This window comes from Gardnerella pickettii, assembly GCF_029226345.1.
Lineage (GTDB): Bacteria > Actinomycetota > Actinomycetes > Actinomycetales > Bifidobacteriaceae > Bifidobacterium > Bifidobacterium piotii.
This window is the reverse complement of sequence record NZ_JAKNCU010000001.1, coordinates 1066550-1082515: the sequence shown is the minus strand read 5'-3', so window position 1 is coordinate 1082515 and position 15966 is coordinate 1066550. Positions and strand designations below refer to the sequence as shown.

24 protein-coding genes are annotated in these 15966 nt (G+C 49.2%); all 24 read left to right on the top strand.

Annotated features, from left to right (window positions below):
• Nucleotides 1–7 precede the first annotated feature (7 nt).
• A complete protein-coding gene (gene malQ / locus MAF46_RS04310) occupies nt 8–2176 on the top strand; it encodes a 4-alpha-glucanotransferase (RefSeq protein ID WP_060785860.1) in 2169 nt (722 codons plus the stop codon).
• A 316-nt stretch (nt 2177–2492) separates the two neighbouring features.
• The gene (rplM, locus tag MAF46_RS04305; RefSeq protein WP_004131693.1) at nt 2493–2942 is read left to right on the top strand and encodes a 50S ribosomal protein L13; all 450 of its coding nucleotides are present in this window, start codon (nt 2493–2495) and stop codon (nt 2940–2942) included.
• A 20-nt stretch (nt 2943–2962) separates the two neighbouring features.
• On the top strand, nt 2963–3451 hold the full coding sequence (gene rpsI / locus MAF46_RS04300; protein WP_060785898.1) for a 30S ribosomal protein S9: 489 nt from the start codon (nt 2963–2965) through the stop codon (nt 3449–3451).
• A 376-nt stretch (nt 3452–3827) separates the two neighbouring features.
• Nucleotides 3828–6533: a bifunctional acetaldehyde-CoA/alcohol dehydrogenase gene (adhE, locus tag MAF46_RS04295; RefSeq protein WP_060785861.1), complete on the top strand. Its 2706-nt coding sequence runs from the start codon at nt 3828–3830 to the stop codon at nt 6531–6533.
• 321 nt (nt 6534–6854) lie between these two features.
• A complete protein-coding gene (rpsJ, locus tag MAF46_RS04290) occupies nt 6855–7163 on the top strand; it encodes a 30S ribosomal protein S10 (RefSeq protein WP_003808013.1) in 309 nt (102 codons plus the stop codon).
• A 15-nt stretch (nt 7164–7178) separates the two neighbouring features.
• A complete protein-coding gene (rplC, locus tag MAF46_RS04285) occupies nt 7179–7829 on the top strand; it encodes a 50S ribosomal protein L3 (protein WP_004116043.1) in 651 nt (216 codons plus the stop codon).
• 5 nt (nt 7830–7834) lie between these two features.
• A complete protein-coding gene (gene rplD / locus MAF46_RS04280; RefSeq protein WP_004133440.1) occupies nt 7835–8500 on the top strand; it encodes a 50S ribosomal protein L4 in 666 nt (221 codons plus the stop codon).
• Between the two features lie 5 nt (nt 8501–8505).
• Nucleotides 8506–8802: a 50S ribosomal protein L23 gene (rplW, locus tag MAF46_RS04275; RefSeq protein WP_004114354.1), complete on the top strand. Its 297-nt coding sequence runs from the start codon at nt 8506–8508 to the stop codon at nt 8800–8802.
• Between the two features lie 34 nt (nt 8803–8836).
• Nucleotides 8837–9667 carry a 50S ribosomal protein L2 gene (gene rplB / locus MAF46_RS04270; protein WP_004114355.1) on the top strand — a complete coding sequence of 277 codons (831 nt, stop codon included), beginning with the start codon at nt 8837–8839 and terminating at the stop codon, nt 9665–9667.
• Between the two features lie 15 nt (nt 9668–9682).
• Entirely contained in the window at nt 9683–9961 is a 279-nt protein-coding gene (gene rpsS / locus MAF46_RS04265; RefSeq protein ID WP_004114357.1) for a 30S ribosomal protein S19, read from the top strand.
• 16 nt (nt 9962–9977) lie between these two features.
• The gene (rplV, locus tag MAF46_RS04260; RefSeq protein WP_004131697.1) at nt 9978–10337 is read left to right on the top strand and encodes a 50S ribosomal protein L22; all 360 of its coding nucleotides are present in this window, start codon (nt 9978–9980) and stop codon (nt 10335–10337) included.
• 2 nt (nt 10338–10339) lie between these two features.
• Nucleotides 10340–11155: a 30S ribosomal protein S3 gene (gene rpsC, locus MAF46_RS04255; protein ID WP_004131698.1), complete on the top strand. Its 816-nt coding sequence runs from the start codon at nt 10340–10342 to the stop codon at nt 11153–11155.
• 4 nt (nt 11156–11159) lie between these two features.
• Nucleotides 11160–11579 (top strand): 50S ribosomal protein L16, encoded by a 420-nt coding sequence (gene rplP, locus MAF46_RS04250; RefSeq protein WP_004114362.1) that lies wholly within the window; start codon nt 11160–11162, stop codon nt 11577–11579.
• On the top strand, nt 11579–11830 hold the full coding sequence (gene rpmC / locus MAF46_RS04245) for a 50S ribosomal protein L29 (protein WP_004105502.1): 252 nt from the start codon (nt 11579–11581) through the stop codon (nt 11828–11830). Before rplP ends, rpmC begins: the two co-directional genes overlap by 1 nt.
• 2 nt (nt 11831–11832) lie before the next feature.
• Nucleotides 11833–12099 (top strand): 30S ribosomal protein S17, encoded by a 267-nt coding sequence (gene rpsQ / locus MAF46_RS04240; protein WP_004114365.1) that lies wholly within the window; start codon nt 11833–11835, stop codon nt 12097–12099.
• Nucleotides 12100–12189: 90 nt separating this feature from the next.
• On the top strand, nt 12190–12558 hold the full coding sequence (gene rplN, locus MAF46_RS04235) for a 50S ribosomal protein L14 (protein WP_004114366.1): 369 nt from the start codon (nt 12190–12192) through the stop codon (nt 12556–12558).
• Nucleotide 12559: 1 nt separating this feature from the next.
• Nucleotides 12560–12895, top strand: a complete 336-nt coding sequence (gene rplX / locus MAF46_RS04230; RefSeq protein WP_004114367.1) for a 50S ribosomal protein L24 — start codon at nt 12560–12562, stop codon at nt 12893–12895.
• Entirely contained in the window at nt 12892–13464 is a 573-nt protein-coding gene (gene rplE / locus MAF46_RS04225; protein ID WP_020758325.1) for a 50S ribosomal protein L5, read from the top strand. Before rplX ends, rplE begins: the two co-directional genes overlap by 4 nt.
• 1 nt (nt 13465) lies before the next feature.
• Nucleotides 13466–13651 carry a type Z 30S ribosomal protein S14 gene (locus MAF46_RS04220; RefSeq protein WP_004114370.1) on the top strand — a complete coding sequence of 62 codons (186 nt, stop codon included), beginning with the start codon at nt 13466–13468 and terminating at the stop codon, nt 13649–13651.
• Between the two features lie 80 nt (nt 13652–13731).
• Nucleotides 13732–14130 carry a 30S ribosomal protein S8 gene (gene rpsH, locus MAF46_RS04215; RefSeq protein ID WP_004131699.1) on the top strand — a complete coding sequence of 133 codons (399 nt, stop codon included), beginning with the start codon at nt 13732–13734 and terminating at the stop codon, nt 14128–14130.
• A 16-nt stretch (nt 14131–14146) separates the two neighbouring features.
• Entirely contained in the window at nt 14147–14686 is a 540-nt protein-coding gene (gene rplF / locus MAF46_RS04210; protein WP_004133436.1) for a 50S ribosomal protein L6, read from the top strand.
• A 1-nt stretch (nt 14687) separates the two neighbouring features.
• A complete protein-coding gene (rplR, locus tag MAF46_RS04205) occupies nt 14688–15059 on the top strand; it encodes a 50S ribosomal protein L18 (protein WP_032819224.1) in 372 nt (123 codons plus the stop codon).
• On the top strand, nt 15056–15784 hold the full coding sequence (gene rpsE / locus MAF46_RS04200) for a 30S ribosomal protein S5 (RefSeq protein WP_004131701.1): 729 nt from the start codon (nt 15056–15058) through the stop codon (nt 15782–15784). The genes rplR and rpsE overlap by 4 nt, the downstream gene beginning before the upstream one ends.
• Entirely contained in the window at nt 15784–15966 is a 183-nt protein-coding gene (rpmD, locus tag MAF46_RS04195; RefSeq protein WP_004131702.1) for a 50S ribosomal protein L30, read from the top strand. The genes rpsE and rpmD overlap by 1 nt, the downstream gene beginning before the upstream one ends.

Genomic DNA, 15966 nt, shown 5'->3' with positions numbered 1-15966 from the left:
GGAAAATATGAACACTAAAAATGAAGAAACAGTGCAGCCAACAAGTCCGTTAATACATTTGGCTGAACTAATGGGCGTTCGCTCCAAATTTGTTGGATCGGATGGTGTAGAGCATAAAATAGCAGATAGCGTGCTTGTAAAAGTATTGCAATCACTATGCGTAGAGGCTCAAAACAATAAGCAAATCGAAGAAGCAACTCAAAAAATTCTTAATGAGCGTCATACTCGCCTAGTTGCTCCAACAGTTTTGCACACAGTTGGTAAAGAAAGCGAAGTAAGTATAAATACTGGGATTTTAGAGTATCCTACAGCAACGCTTATTTTGGAAGATGGCAGTGAATACAAGGGTGATTTGCAGATTTTGCCTTCTAAAAATGACGTTGCAATTCCAGTAGACGGCAAGTTTGTAGCAACTTCTTTGCTTAAGATTCCTGCAGACGTTCCAATGGGCTACCACACTTTGCGTGTTAGTGTTGAGAACCGCGTAGAAGAGGCCACTCTTATTAGTGCGCCAGAAAGCATTGATACTATTGAAAAGCTAGAAAAAGATGGCAAGCAGATTTGGGGTTGGATGGCTCAGCTTTATTCAATCCGCTCTTCTAAGTCTTGGGGAGTTGGCGATTACGCAGATTTGGCGGATTTGCTTGTTAAAGCTAAAGAAAAGTCGGGAGCGGACTTTGTTCTTGTAAATCCACTTCACGCTGGAGAGCCAGTTGCTCCGTTAACGCCTTCGCCATATTTGCCTGTTGCTAGGTCTATGGTAAACGTTACGTATATTCGCCCAGAAAACATTCCAGAATATAATCTTCTTAGTGAGCAAGATCGCAAAAGTGTTGACGATTTGCACAATCAAGTAGAGCCGCTTAATAATGATGCGCAAATTATTGATCGCGACGCAATGTGGCGCGTAAAAATGCACGCTTTGTGGATTATTTTTAAGTCGGGCATGTCAGATAAGCGCGCGCAAAAGTTTGAAGCGTTTAAGAAAGATATGGGAGACACGCTTGAATCCTACGCAACTTGGTGCCTTTGCTACGACAAGTGGGGCGCGCCTAATGGCGATGACTGCTGGGAGAAGCATCTTACTAAAGATTCCGATGAGATTAGCGCTTTAGCAAAGCAATTCCCAGATACGTTAGAGTTTTATCGCTGGCTTGAGTGGGTTGCGTTCGGCCAGTTGCACGATGCGCAAATGGCAGCTAAAAAAGCAGGAATGCGCATTGGAATTATGTCGGATATGGCTGTTGGCGTGCATCCAGCAGGATCGGAAGTTTGGTGGAATCCAGAGCGATTCGCCAATGGTGCTTGCGTTGGTGCGCCTCCTGATTACTTCAATCAGCAAGGTCAAAACTGGTCTCAGCCGCCGCTTAATCCGTTTGAGCTTGAGCGCACGGGCTTTAAGACCTACAGAGATATGGTTCATGGCATGTTTGCTTCTGCAGGAGCTGTGCGAATCGACCATATTCTTGGGCTTTTCCGCTTGTGGTGGATTCCAGAAGGATCTACTCCAGGAGACGGAGCTTATGTTTACTACGATGCAAACGTTATGCTTGGCATTCTTGCGATTGAAGCCACGCGCGCAAATGGCGTTGTAGTTGGAGAAGACCTTGGCGTTGTGCCAGCTGAAGCTCTAGAAGTTTTGGCTAAGAATAAGGTTCTTGGATGCACGGTTGAGTGGTTTGAACAGAGAGATGGCGCGTTCCGCGAGCCTAAGAAGTGGCGCGAAATGACGCTTGCATCTGTAAATACTCACGATATGCCACCTGCTGCAGGGTACTTAAACTACGAGCACGTTAATATTCGTGAGCGTTTGAATCTTCTTTCTGGATCTGTAGAAGAGTTCCGCGCAGACGCTGTTAAAGAGCATAATGCAATGCTTAAGATGCTTGTTTCTGGCGGATTCTTAAGCGAAAGTGCGTTAGAAGACGAGTCGCAGCATGAGCAAGAGATTGTAGAAGCGTTGTATAAAGCGCTTAAAGCTGCGCCTTCTAAGTTGCTTGCTGCGTCGATTGTTGACGCCACTGGCGAGCATCGCGCGCAAAATCAGCCTGGAACTAACGACGAATATCCAAATTGGCGTATTCCTTTGGCAGATGCTGATTGCAATCCTGTTCTTTTGGACGATTTATTCGACTTGCCTAGAGTTAAGTCTTTAGCGCAAATCATGAATAAATAGAGATGAATAAATAGAGGTAGATGCATTATTAATTGCGGGCTGCAGCGTTTGTTTTTGACTTGCGAGCGTTGTAGTCCGCATTTGCATAACGTTGCAGTCCGTGTTGTAGTCCGCGTTGTATGTAAAATAGAAGTTTGCAAATAGTCGTCATATGGCGATATACTTGCAGATTGTTGTGTTTCCCTAAGGGGTCCTTCAAAGCGCTTTTCCCACTCGCCATCGAGGACTTTCAGGGAGCCCACGGATTATGAGTAGAGTATCTTCTATAAACCAAGAAGATATAAAGCTCGAAACACAATAGAGAAAAGGTACGATTGTGAAGACTTTCACACCGAAACCAGCAGATTTAACTCATGACTGGTACATTATCGACGCCACTGATGTGGTGCTTGGTCGCTTGGCTTCCCAGGTAGCTATTTTGCTTCGTGGTAAGAATAAGCCAACTTATGCTCCTCACGCTGATTCTGGCAATCACGTTATTATTATTAACGCAGATAAGATTGCTTTGACTGGCAATAAGTTGAGCAAGGAATTGTATTCTCACTCTGGCCGTCCAGGCGGACTTCGCCGCGATAGCTATGCTGAGCTTTTGGAGAAGAATCCAAAGCGCATCATCGTTTCCGCTGTTAGGGGAATGCTTCCAAAGAATCGTCTTGCTAAGGTTCAGCTTGATCGCCTTCGTGTGTTCACTGGCGCTGAGCATCCTCATATTTCACAAAAGCCACAGGTCTTCGAGATCTCTCAGGTTAGCCAGCAGGCTAAGTGAATCGTAAGGAGAATATGATTATGGTAGATAACAACAACTCCGCGGTTCTTGAGAACGAAGAAGAACTGACTAGCTACACCACCGAAACCAACGCTGGTGCAGGCACTGGTATTTCCGCTATCGCTCCAGGCTATGGCACTGGTCGTCGTAAGGAAGCCGTTGCTCGCGTTCGCTTGGTTCCAGGTTCTGGTAAGTGGACTATTAATGGCCGCACTCTTGAGGAATACTTCCCATCTCGCTTATTGCAGCGCGAAGTTAATTCCCCAATCGTGCTCCTAAAGCTTGAAGGTAAGTTCGACGTTGTCGTTTTGGTAGACGGCGGCGGCACCACTGGTCAGGCTGGCGCAATTCGCTTGGGCGTTGCCCGCGCTTTGAACGCTATTGACCGCGATGCAAACCGTGCTTCCTTGAAGAAGGCTGGCTTCTTGACCCGCGACGCTCGCGTTGTGGAACGCAAGAAGGCTGGTTTGCACAAGGCACGTCGTGCACCTCAGTTCTCGAAGCGTTAAGCTGCGAAGAATTACAACTTCAATGGCTCCTGGCTTATGCTGGGAGCCATTTTTTATTCGTGTGTAATCTAGAATCAAGTTAAATGTTATTAATCGTTTGTAAGTAACATCTAAAGCTAACATTCTAGAAAATTTTTCGGCAAATCGCACATAAATCATTACAAATAAGAACAAATAACGAACATTAGAGGATAAACCTCGCTCATAAATAGCGCAACTCGCTGCAAAGCCAAAATAGTACAGTAATTCAAGTAAATTGTGAAATGTATCACATACCAGCATTATGATGCGTCTTTCATAGAAGATTATGCATGTAAATGTTGATGTGCAAAAAGCGTAGAAGTACGTAAGGAATCTAAAGATCAAGGAGGACCAAATGGCGCAAGCGCAAGAAACAGCGCAAGAAAATGTGCTCGATGAAAAAGAGCAAGCGGCATTAGTTGCAAAACAAGAAGTTGATGAGTTAGCTAAAAAAGCAAAAGTCGCTTTAGATGAATTTGAAAAGTTAAATCAAGCTCAAGTAGACAGAATCGTAGCAAAAGCATCGATTGCAGCTCTAAACAAGCATTTAGTCTTAGCAAAAATGGCTGTTGATGAAACAGGCAGAGGATTAGTAGAAGATAAAGCTACAAAAAACATCTTTGCATGCGAACATATTACGCATTATCTTGCAGGCCAGCGCACAGTAGGCATTATTAGAGAAGACGATGTTCTTGGAATCGACGAAATCGCTGAGCCAGTTGGCATTGTTGCTGGCGTTACACCAGTCACAAATCCAACGTCTACAGCCATTTTTAAGTCGCTAATCGCGCTTAAAACTCGCTGCCCAATTATTTTTGGATTCCACCCATTTGCTCAAAAGTGCTCCGCGGAAGCAGCAAGAATTGTGCGCGATGCAGCAATAGAAGCAGGAGCGCCAGAAAATTGCATTCAGTGGATTGAGCATCCATCAATCGAAGCTACGGGAGCTTTAATGAAGCACCCAGATGTTGCAACAATTCTTGCAACAGGCGGCCCTGGAATGGTTAAAGCTGCTTATTCTTCTGGTAAGCCAGCACTTGGCGTGGGTGCAGGAAACGCTCCAGCATACGTTGATGCAGATGTAGACGTTGAACGCGCTGCAAACGATTTAGTGCTTTCAAAGCATTTTGATTACGGCATGATTTGCGCAACAGAGCAGGCGATTATTGCTCATAAAGACGTATATGATGCTTTGAAGCTCGAATTAAAGCGCCGTAAAGCTTACTTTGTAAACGAAGAAGAAAAAGCAAAGCTTGAGAAGTACATGTTTGGTTGCACGTCTTATAGTGGCCAAACTCCAAAGCTTAATTCTGTTGTTCCTGGAAAGTCGCCTCAATTTATTGCGCAACAAGCAGGATTTGAGATTCCAGAAGATGCCGTGATTCTTATTGCTGAGTGCAAGGAAGTTGGCGAGATGGAGCCTCTAACAATGGAAAAGTTGGCTCCTGTTCACGCTTTGCTTCGCGCAGATAACAAGGGACAAGGCTTTGAAATGTGCGAGAAAATGCTTGTGCACGGAGCTGGCCACACTGCTGTGATTCACACCAATAATCAGCAGCTTGCTCGAGAATACGGCAGCCGTATGCATGCTTGCCGAATCATTTGGAACTCCCCAGGATCTTTAGGTGGCGTTGGAGACATCTACAACGCAATCGCGCCTTCTCTTACATTGGGATGCGGTTCTTATGGCGGAAACTCTGTTTCTGGAAACGTTCAAGCGGTAAATCTTATTAATATAAAGCGCATAGCGCGAAGGAATAACAATATGCAATGGTTCAAGATTCCGGCCAAAACGTATTTTGAGCCGAATGCTGTTCGCTATTTGCGAGACATGTATGGCATTGAGCGCGCTGTTATTGTGTGCGATAAAGTGATGGAACAGCTTGGCATTATAGACAAGGTGATTGATCAGCTTCGCGCTAGAGACAATCGCGTAACGTTTAGGATTATTGATTACGTTGAGCCAGAGCCAAGCGTTGAAACTGTTGAGCGCGGCGCGGAAATGATGCGCGAAGAATTCCAGCCAGACACGATTATTGCTGTTGGCGGCGGATCTCCTATGGATGCTGCAAAAATTATGTGGCTTCTTTACGAGCACCCAGAAATTTCCTTCGCAGATTTGCGCGAAAAGTTCTTCGATATTAGAAAGCGTGCGTTTAAGATTCCGCCTCTTGGTAAAAAGGCTTGCTTAATTTGCGTGCCAACGTCTTCTGGAACAGGATCGGAAGTTACTCCGTTTGCTGTTATTACAGACCATAAGACTGGTTACAAGTACCCGATTACGGATTACGCGATTACGCCTTCGGTTGCAATTGTGGATCCAGTTTTGGCGCGTACGCAGCCTAGAAAACTTGCTTGCGATTCTGGTTTTGACGCTTTGACTCACTCTATGGAAGCTTTTGCATCTGTTTATGCTAACGACTTTACTGATGCAATGGCATTGCATGCAGCAAAGTTGATTTGGGAGAATCTTAACGATTCTGTGAATTCCAACGATTCCGAGCGCAAGATTCAAGCTCAAGAGAAGATGCATAATGCAGCTACGATGGCTGGAATGGCGTTTGGCTCGGCGTTCCTTGGAATGTGCCACGCAATGGCGCATACAATCGGAGCTTTGTGCCACGTTGTGCATGGCCACACAAATGCAATTTTGTTGCCTTATGTGATTCGCTACAATGGTCAAATTCCACAAGAGCCTACAAGCTGGCCAAAGTACAATCGCTATATCGCTCCAGAGCGCTATCAGCAGCTTGCTAAGAATCTTGGTGTGAATCCTGGTAAAACTCCTCAAGAGGGCGTTGAGAATTTGGCGCGCGCTGTTGAAAATTATCGCGATAATCTTCTTGGCATGGACGCATCGTTTAAGGCGTGCGGTGTGGATGAAGAATACTACTGGTCTTTGTTGGATCAGATTGGTATGCGTGCTTACGAAGATCAGTGTGCTCCTGCAAATCCGCGTATTCCTCAAATCGAAGATATGAAGGATATTGCGATCGCAGCGTATTATGGTGTTTCTCAAGAAGAAGGACATCGTATGCGTTTAGAGCGCGAATCTAAGTGATTATTGCGTAATTTATTGCATATTTAGTTACAAATGGCAGAGGCTGCACTAGCTGTAGTTTCTGCCATTTTTCGTTGGAAAATAGCCGACACGCCCGATTTTTGTTAATCCAAGGTTGATGGTTTAATTACTTAGTTGCCTGTTTTTAAGGCTCGCATATTGTAATTCAAAAAAGCGAGCGCAGAAACAGAAATCGCAGTTTTTTTGTTGATTTTTGTAGGCTGCGCACTGATGTGGAATAGCCTTTAGTGTCTATTCTCCCGGTGCCCTTTAATACAGGTTGGTAAACAGTAAACGAATCGCTAGAAAGGGCGGACGGCAATGGCGGGACAGAAAATCCGCATCAGGCTTAAGTCCTATGACCATGAGGTCATCGACCAATCGGCGAAGAAAATCGTCGAGACGGTGACGAACGCGGGCGCCACAGTAGTGGGTCCGGTTCCTCTGCCGACCGAGAAGAACGTGTTTGTTGTTATCCGTTCTCCTCACAAATATAAGGATTCTCGCGAGCATTTCGAGATGCGCACTCATAAGCGCCTCATTGACATCGTTGATCCAACGCCAAAGGCTGTGGATTCTTTGATGCACATTGACCTGCCTGCGGATGTAAATATCGAGATTAAGCTGTAGGAAGGGGGGTAAATAATGTCGCAAAATAAGAATCGCACTGCTTTGCTCGGCCGTAAGCTGGGCATGAGCCAAGTTTGGGATGAAAACGGCCTTTTTGTCCCCGTAACTCTGGTTGAGGTTGCTACCAACGTAGTTACCGCTGTTAAGACCGAAGAAACTGACGGTTATTGCGCCGTACAGCTCGGTTATGGCCAGATTGATCCTACCAAGGTTACCAAGCCATTGGCTGGTCACTTTGCAAAAGCTGGCGTGACTCCTCGTCGTCACCTCGCTGAGGTGCGCACTGAAAATGCAGCAGATTACAAGCCAGGTCAGGAATTGACCGCTGAAGTATTTGCTGAAGGTGCAGAAGTTGACGTAACGGGTACTACAAAGGGTAAAGGCTTTGCTGGCACAATCAAGCGTTGGGGCTTCAAGTCTTACCGTCGTACTCACGGCTCGCACAAGAATGAACGTCGTCCAGGTTCTGTGGGCGCATGTGCAACTCCAAGCCGCATTTTGAAGGGCAAGCGTATGGCTGGTCGCATGGGTCATGTGACTTCTACTGCGCTCAACCTCACAATCGTTTCTTCGGATGTTGAGAACGGTATTTTAGCTATCAAGGGTGCTATTCCAGGACCTAAGGGTGCTATCGTTCTAGTCCGTTCGGCAGTGAAGGGAGCCTGATTTAAATGGCAAACGTAACTCTGAACGTAACTGACACCAAGGGTAATGCAAACGGCACTGTTGAAGCTCCTGCCGAGATTTTCGGCATCTCCAACGAAGACGTTTTGGCTCACGGCCCATTGGTTCATCAGGTCGTTATTGCTCAGCTTGCTGCTGCTCGCCAGGGTACTCACGCGGTTAAGAATCGCGCTAACGTATCTGGTGGCGGTAAGAAGCCATGGAAGCAAAAGGGCACTGGTCGTGCTCGTCAAGGCTCCATTCGCGCTCCACAGTGGGTACATGGTGGCGTTGTACACGGTCCAGTTCCTCGCAAGTATGATCAGCGTACTCCAAAGAAGATGAAGGCAGCTGCTCTTCGTTATGCTCTTTCGGATCGTGCAAATGCTGGTCGCATTGCAATTGTGGACTTTGGCATTAAGGATGTTCCATCCACAAAGGCAGCTGTTGCAGCACTTACACCAGTAACTAAAGATCAGTTCACCACTGTTGTTCTCTCTCGCGAGAACATCAACGAGTGGATGTCTGTTCGTAACATTCCTACGGTGCATGTGATCTTCGCTGATCAGCTCAACACCTACGATGTCATCACCGCTCAGTACGTCGTCTTCTCCAAGGAAGGTTTCGAAGCCTTCGTTGCAGCTAAGACCGAGCCTGAAGTTAAGGAGGCCTGATTTCAATGGTCGCAGTCCATAACCCAGCACATGACATCATCTTAAAGCCAGTTGTTTCTGAAAAAAGCTATGCAGCTTCCGATCGTGGCCAGTACACGTTCGTCGTAGCTCCAAACGCTAACAAGGTTCAGATCAAGCAGGCTATCGAAGAAATCTTCAAAGTCAAGGTAACGAATGTTAACACCTTGAATCGCGCTGGCAAGCTCAAGCGCTCTCGCACCGGCTTCGGTCGTCGTGTGAATCAAAAGCGCGCTATTGTCACCGTGGCACAAGGCCAGACAATCGATATCTTTGGTAACTGAAGGCTAGCCGAGAAAAGTAAAGGAATACTATATTATGGCTATCCGCGTTTATAAGCCTACGACTGCAGGACGTCGTAACGCTTCGGTTTCGGACTTCTCCGAGATTACGCGTTCCACTCCTGAAAAGTCGTTGGTACGCAAACTCAGCAAAACTGGCGGTCGTAACTCTTACGGTCGCATGACTTCCCGCCATCGCGGCGGCGGACATAAGCGTCAGTATCGTCTCATCGATTTTAAGCGTTGGGACAAGGATGGCGTGCCAGCAAAGGTCGCTCATATTGAGTATGACCCTAATCGTTCCGCTCGCATCGCATTGTTGCATTATGCAGATGGTGAGAAGCGCTACATTATCGCTCCTGAAGGCATTTCCCAGGGAGATGTTATTGAGACTGGCGCCCAGGCTGATATTAAGCCAGGCAACAACTTGCCTCTTAAGAACATCCCAACTGGTACCGTGGTTCACGCAATCGAGCTTCGTCCACTTGGTGGCGCAAAGATTGCACGCTCCGCAGGTGCTGCCGTTCAGCTCGTAGCTAAGGATGGCGCTTACGCTCAGTTGCGTATGCCATCTGGCGAAATTCGTAACGTGGACGCTCGTTGCCGCGCTACAATCGGCGAGGTTGGCAACTCCGACCACGCTAACATCGAGCTTGGTAAGGCAGGTCGTGCTCGTTGGCTTGGTCGCAGGCCAATCACCCGAGGCGAATCTATGAACCCTGTTGATCACCCTCATGGTGGTCGTACCCGTGGTGGTAAACCACCTGTTTCTCCATGGGGCAAGGGCGAGGTTCGTACCCGCCGTCCGAAGAAGGCTTCGAACAAGATGATTGTTCGTCGTCGTCCGAATGGTAAGAACCGCAAGTAAGGGAGTGTCGAACAGATGACTCGTAGCATCAAGAAGGGCCCTTTCGTCGACGCCCACTTACAGAAGAAAGTCGATGAACAAAACGACAAGGGCACGCATAACGTCATCAAGACGTGGTCGCGTCGTTCGATGATCACCCCTGATTTCATTGGACACACCTTTGCCGTACACGATGGCCGCAAGCATGTGCCGGTATTCGTTACCGAAGCAATGGTTGGTCATAAGCTCGGTGAATTCGCCCCAACCAAGACCTTCAAGGGTCATGTGAAGGACGACAAGAAAGCACGCCGCTAAAGGAGAGTTAGGACACATGGAAGCTAAAGCAATCGCTCGTCACGTACGTGTGACGCCGCGCAAGGCTCGCCGCATGGTCGACCTCATCCGAGGCAAGCGTGCAAGCGAAGCCATTACCATTTTGAAGTTTGCTCCTCAAGACGCATCGTTGCCGGTGCGCAAGGTTCTTGAAAGCGCGATCGCTAATGCTCGCGTTAAGGCTGAGAAAGCTGGAGAACCATTCCGCGAGCAGAACTTGGTCATCAAGGAAACTTATGTGGATGAGGGTGTAACGCTTAAGCGTTTCCGCGCTCGTGCACAGGGTCGCGCTGCGCGCATTAACAAGCGCACAAGCCATATCACTGTTATCGTCTCGCTTAAGGAAGGGGATCGCTAAAGATGGGTCAGAAGATCAATCCTTTCGGCTATCGCCTGGGCATTACCGAGAATCATCGCTCTAGGTGGTTCTCCGATTCTACTAAAGCCGGCGAGCGTTACCGTGACTTCGTCCTTGAGGATGACAAGATTCGCAAGGAAATGAGCCATGACCTCGAACGTGCAGGCGTGTCCCGCATTGTTATCGAGCGTACCCGTGACCGCGTTCGTGTGGATATTCACACCGCTCGTCCAGGTATTATTATCGGTCGTCGTGGCGCAGAAGCCGAGCGTGTTCGTGCAAAGCTTGAGAAGCTCACTGGTAAGCAAGTACAGCTCAACATCTTTGAAGTAAAGAACGCTGCACTTGACGCTCAATTAGTTGCTCAGGGAATTGCGGAACAGTTGACTAACCGCGTTACATTCCGTCGCGCTATGCGTAAGGCACAGCAAGACGCAATGCGCGCAGGTGCCAAGGGTATCCGTATTAAGCTCTCTGGTCGCCTTGGTGGCGCCGAAATGAGCCGTTCTGAGTTCTACCGCGAAGGTCGCGTTCCACTGCAGACCTTGCGCGCCCTTATTGATTACGGCTTCTTTGAAGCCAAGACCACTTACGGCCGTATTGGCGTAAAGGTTTGGATTTACAAGGGCGATATGACTGAGCGTGAGTTTGAAGAGCAGCAGGCTCAGCAGGGTAAGCGTGAAGGTCGCCGTGGCGATCGTCGTCCACGTCGTGGCGCACGCTCTGCCAATCAGCAGAAGGCTACCGAGGCACAGGCCGAAAAGCCAGCCGAGGCTGTAGCTGCTGAAGCTCCTGCCGCAACGGAAACGAAGGAGTGAGCAGATGCTTATCCCAAAAAGGACTAAATATCGCAAGCAGCACCGTCCTACCCGTAGCGGCATGTCTAAGGGTGGAACCGCTATCGCTTTCGGCGATTTCGGTATTCAGGCGCTGGCTCCGGCGTACATCACTAACCGTCAGATCGAGGCAGCCCGTATCGCAATGACCCGCTATATTAAGCGTGGTGGTCGCGTGTGGATTACGGTTTTCCCTGATCGTCCATTAACCAAGCACCCGCTTGGTGCACGAATGGGTTCCGGTAAAGGTGCTCCAGAATTCTGGATTGCCAACATTCACCCAGGTCGTGTAATGTTCGAGATCGGTGGTGTTTCTGAGGACGTCGCTCGCGAGGCTTTGCGCCGCGCTATCGACAAGCTCCCAATGAAATGCCGTGTTATTGCGCGTGAAGGCGGTGACATCTGATGCCAGTCGGAACTGCAGACTACACCATCAAGAATTTAAACGAGAAGACTAATGCTGAAATCGAAGGCTTCTTAAAGAAGTCTAAGGAAGAGCTTTTTAACTTGCGCTTCCAGGCAGCAACTGGTCAACTTGAAAACAGCGCTCGCCTCAAGGCGGTCAAGCACGACATAGCCAGGATGTATACTATCCTGCGTGAGCGTGAACTCGGCATCAGCCAAGAGCCTGGCGCCACTGAGGTCAAGGAGAAGTAAGCATGGCTGAGAACCAAGAGCGCAACTTCCGCAAGGTTCGTCGCGGCTACGTCGTGTCCGAGGCCATGGACAAGACGATTGCCGTGGAGTTGGAGCAGCGTTCGACACACCCACTTTACGGTAAAGTCGTCCGCTCCACCCGCAAGGTCAAGGCCCATGATGAACACAATGAGGCGCATATTGGCGACCTCGTGAGTATTATGGAAACTCGGCCTTTGAGCAAGACCAAGCGTTGGCGTCTCGACTCGATTATCGAGCGCGCCAAGTAAACAAGTTCAGCAAGGCTCCGCGCTTCACCTGTGCTGTTCATTTGAGCGGTACGGGTGAGCGGGGAGAACCAGCTCGACTAAGGAGAATCAATGATTCAGCAGGAAACGCGGCTTCATGTCGCCGACAACACGGGTGCTAAGGAATTACTTGCCATCCGCGTGCTCGGTGGATCGAAGCGACGCTATGCCGGCATCGGCGACATTATCGTCGCCTCCGTTAAGGATGCTATTCCTGGCGGGTCGGTCAAGAAAGGCGACGTAGTTAAGGCTGTCGTCGTCCGTACTGTCAAGGAACATCGTCGTGTTGATGGTTCCTATATTAAGTTCGACGAGAACGCCGCTGTTATTCTCGGCTCCGGCCGTGAACCAAAGGGCACTCGTATCTTTGGACCAGTCGGTCGTGAATTGCGCGATAAGCGCTTCATGAAGATTGTGTCCCTCGCCCCGGAGGTGATCTGAGATGGTAGCCAAGATTAAGTCCGGCGACCAGGTAAAGGTTATCCGCGGCAAGGATCGCGGTAAGGAAGGCAAAGTACTTCGTGTACTCGCCGAAGACCGTTTGATCGTCGAGGGTGTTCAGGTTGTTAAGAAGCACGTGCGTGCTACCCAGCAGGGTCAGCAGGCAGGCATCGTCTCTGTTGAGGCTCCAATTCACCGTTCTAACGTTATGGTGATTGACCCAGAGACCAAGCAACCAACCCGCGTGGGCGTGATTGTTAAGCAAGAAGCTCGCGACGGCAAAGTAAAGACCGTGCGCGTGCGTGTAGCTAAGAAGTCCGGAAAGGAGCTGGCATGACCGATACTACAGTTGAAGCGCCGGCAACTCCGCGCTTAAAGCAACAATACAATGATCAAATCGTTCCAGCTTTGGAAAAGGAATTTGGCCACACTAATCCTATGCAGGTGGCTCGTTTGCAGAAGGTCGTCGTCTCTATGGGCGTTGGCGCTGCAGCTCGCGATTCCAAGCTTATCGAAGGTGCGATTAAGGATCTCACTTTAATCACTGGTCAGAAGCCAAAGGTTACCAAGGCTAAGAAGTCTGTTGCGCAGTTCCATTTGCGCGAAGGCCAGGCTATTGGCGCTTACGTAACTCTTCGTGGTGATCGTATGTGGGAATTCTTGGATCGTTTGCTCACTCTGGCTTTGCCACGTATCCGCGATTTCCGTGGTATTAGTGGCAACCAGTTCGACGGTCAGGGTAACTACAACTTCGGTCTTACGGAGCAGTCAATGTTCCACGAGATTGATCCTGATTCGATTGATCATCAGCGTGGTATGGACATCACCGTGGTGACCACCACCAAGGACGATGTGGAAGCGAAGTCGCTGCTTAAGCACCTCGGTTTCCCATTCAAGGAGAACTGATATGGCAAAAACCGCTCTGAAAAACAAGGCGGCCGCTAAGCCGAAGTTCAAGGTGCGCGCTTATACGCGTTGCCAGGTTTGTGGTCGTCCTCACTCCGTGTATCGCAAGTTCGGTCTGTGCCGTGTATGCCTTCGTGAAAAGGCACATCGCGGTGAGTTGCCGGGTGTTACGAAGTCCAGTTGGTAAATATCGACGCTGAAGGTCCACTGCTTTATAAATAACAAACAGGCGGTGGAAACCACGGCGAGAAAGGGCGTTAGCCCAACATGACAATGACAGATCCTATCGCAGACATGTTGACACGTCTGCGTAATGCGAGCGCGGCAAAGCACGATATCGTGGAAATGCCGTACTCCAAATTCAAGGCGAATATCGCCGAGATTCTTAAGCGCGAAGGCTACATTAAAGACTTTGCTGCTAAAGAAGCTAAGGTTGGACAGACTTTGGAAGTCACATTAAAGTACGGCTCCAATGGTCAGCGTTCCATCCAGGGCATTAAGCGCATCTCTAAGCCAGGCTTGCGTCGTTACGCAAAGTCTGATTCTTTGCCTATGCCTCTTGGCGGTCTCGGTATCGCTATTATCTCGACCAGCTCGGGATTGTTGACTCAGAAGGAATGCCTCGATCGAGGCATTGGCGGCGAAATCGTCGCCTACGTATGGTGAGAAAGGAGAGCTGAAAATGGCATCGCATATTGGTAAGCTCCCCGTCGACATTCCTGCAGGCGTGGAAGTTAAGATTGAAGGTCAGTCCTTTAGCGCTAAGGGTGCTAAGGGTTCTGATTCCTATGTAATTCCAGAAGGTATTACCGCTGAAGTTGCTGATGGCAAGATCGTTTTGACCCCAGTTGACGATTTGCGTCCAACTCGTGCAAAGCACGGCTTGGCTCGCGCAATCGTGGCGTCTATGGTTAAGGGTGTGCACGAAGGTTACGCCAAGACTCTAGACATTGTTGGAACTGGTTATCGTGCTGTAATGAAGGGCAAGGGCATTGAGTTCTCGCTCGGCTATTCGCACACTATTACCGTTCAGCCACCTGAGGGCATTGAGTTTGAATTGCCAAACGCAAATCAAGTAATCGTCAAGGGTACTGACAAGCAGGCCGTTGGTCAGGCTGCCGCGAATATTCGCAAGCTTCGTGCTCCAGAACCTTATAAGGGCAAGGGCATTAAGTACAGCGATGAGCGTATTTTGCGCAAGGCTGGAAAGGCTGGTAAGTGATATGAGCGTTAAGATTTTCGGTAAGGGTACCAAAGTCGCACGTTTGCGTCGTCACGCCCGCCTTCGTAAGCGCATTTCTGGCACTCCAGAGCGCCCACGTTTGGTAGTTTCTCGTTCTAACCGTCACATGGTTGCTCAGATTGTGGATGACACTAAGGGTCTTACCCTTGTAAGCGCTTCCACCTTGACTTCTGACTTCGCTGGTTTTACTGGTACGAAGACTGAAGCTGCTACCAAGGTTGGCGAGTTAATCGCAGCCAAGGCGAAGGAAGCGGGAATCACCGCTGTTGTCTTCGATCGTGGCGGTAATAAGTATCATGGTCGCGTCGCAGCCGTAGCTGAAGGCGCCCGTCAGGGAGGTCTAGCACTGTGAGCGATAACGAAAAGGAAACCCAAGTGGCTGAAGAAACTCAGAACACTCAGGCATCCGCTGAGGAGCGTACCGACGATCGTCGTTCCCGTCGTTCTAAGGGCGAAGGTAAGCGTAGCGAACGTCGTAGCCGTCGTGAAGAAAACCGCGGCGAAGAGCTTTTGGATCGCGTAGTTACTATTAACCGTGTTTCCAAGACCCACAAGGGTGGCCGTACCTTTAGCTTTGCAGCACTTGTTGTTGTTGGCGACGGTAAGGGCACTGTTGGTGTTGGTTACGGTAAGTCTCGCGAAGTTCCAGCAGCTATCGCTAAGGGTCAGCTTGACGCTAAGAAGCATATGTTTACTGTTCCACGCATTCGTGGTACCGTGACTCACCCTGTGTTGGGTCACGATGCTGCTGGTACAGTTTTGCTTCGTCCAGCTGCTCCAGGTACTGGTGTAATCGCTGGTGGCGCTGTGCGTGCTGTTATGGAGTGCGCTGGCATTACCGATATCCTCACCAAGTCCATGGGCTCCGCAACCGCTGTTAACGTGGTTCGCGCTACTGTGGATGCTTTGAAGAAGCTTGAAGAGCCAGAAGAAATTTGCGCTCGTCGTGGACTTTCCCTCGAGGAAGTTGCACCAGACGCATTGCTTCGTGAGCGCGCTGCTGGCATTGCCGAAGCACGCAAGGCTCGTGAAGAAGCTCAGGCTGCTAAGGCTGCCCAGGCAAAGGATGGTGAGTGATGGCTAACTTAAAGATCACTCTGGTGCACGGTTTGGTTCATTCCACCGAGCGTCAGCGCGCTAACGTTAAGACTCTTGGCCTTCACAAGATTGGTCAAAGCGTTGTTCGCGAGGACAATTCAGTCAATCGTGGCTTGGTTATGGCCGTTCGCCACTTGCTGAGCGTTGAGGAGGTTGACTGA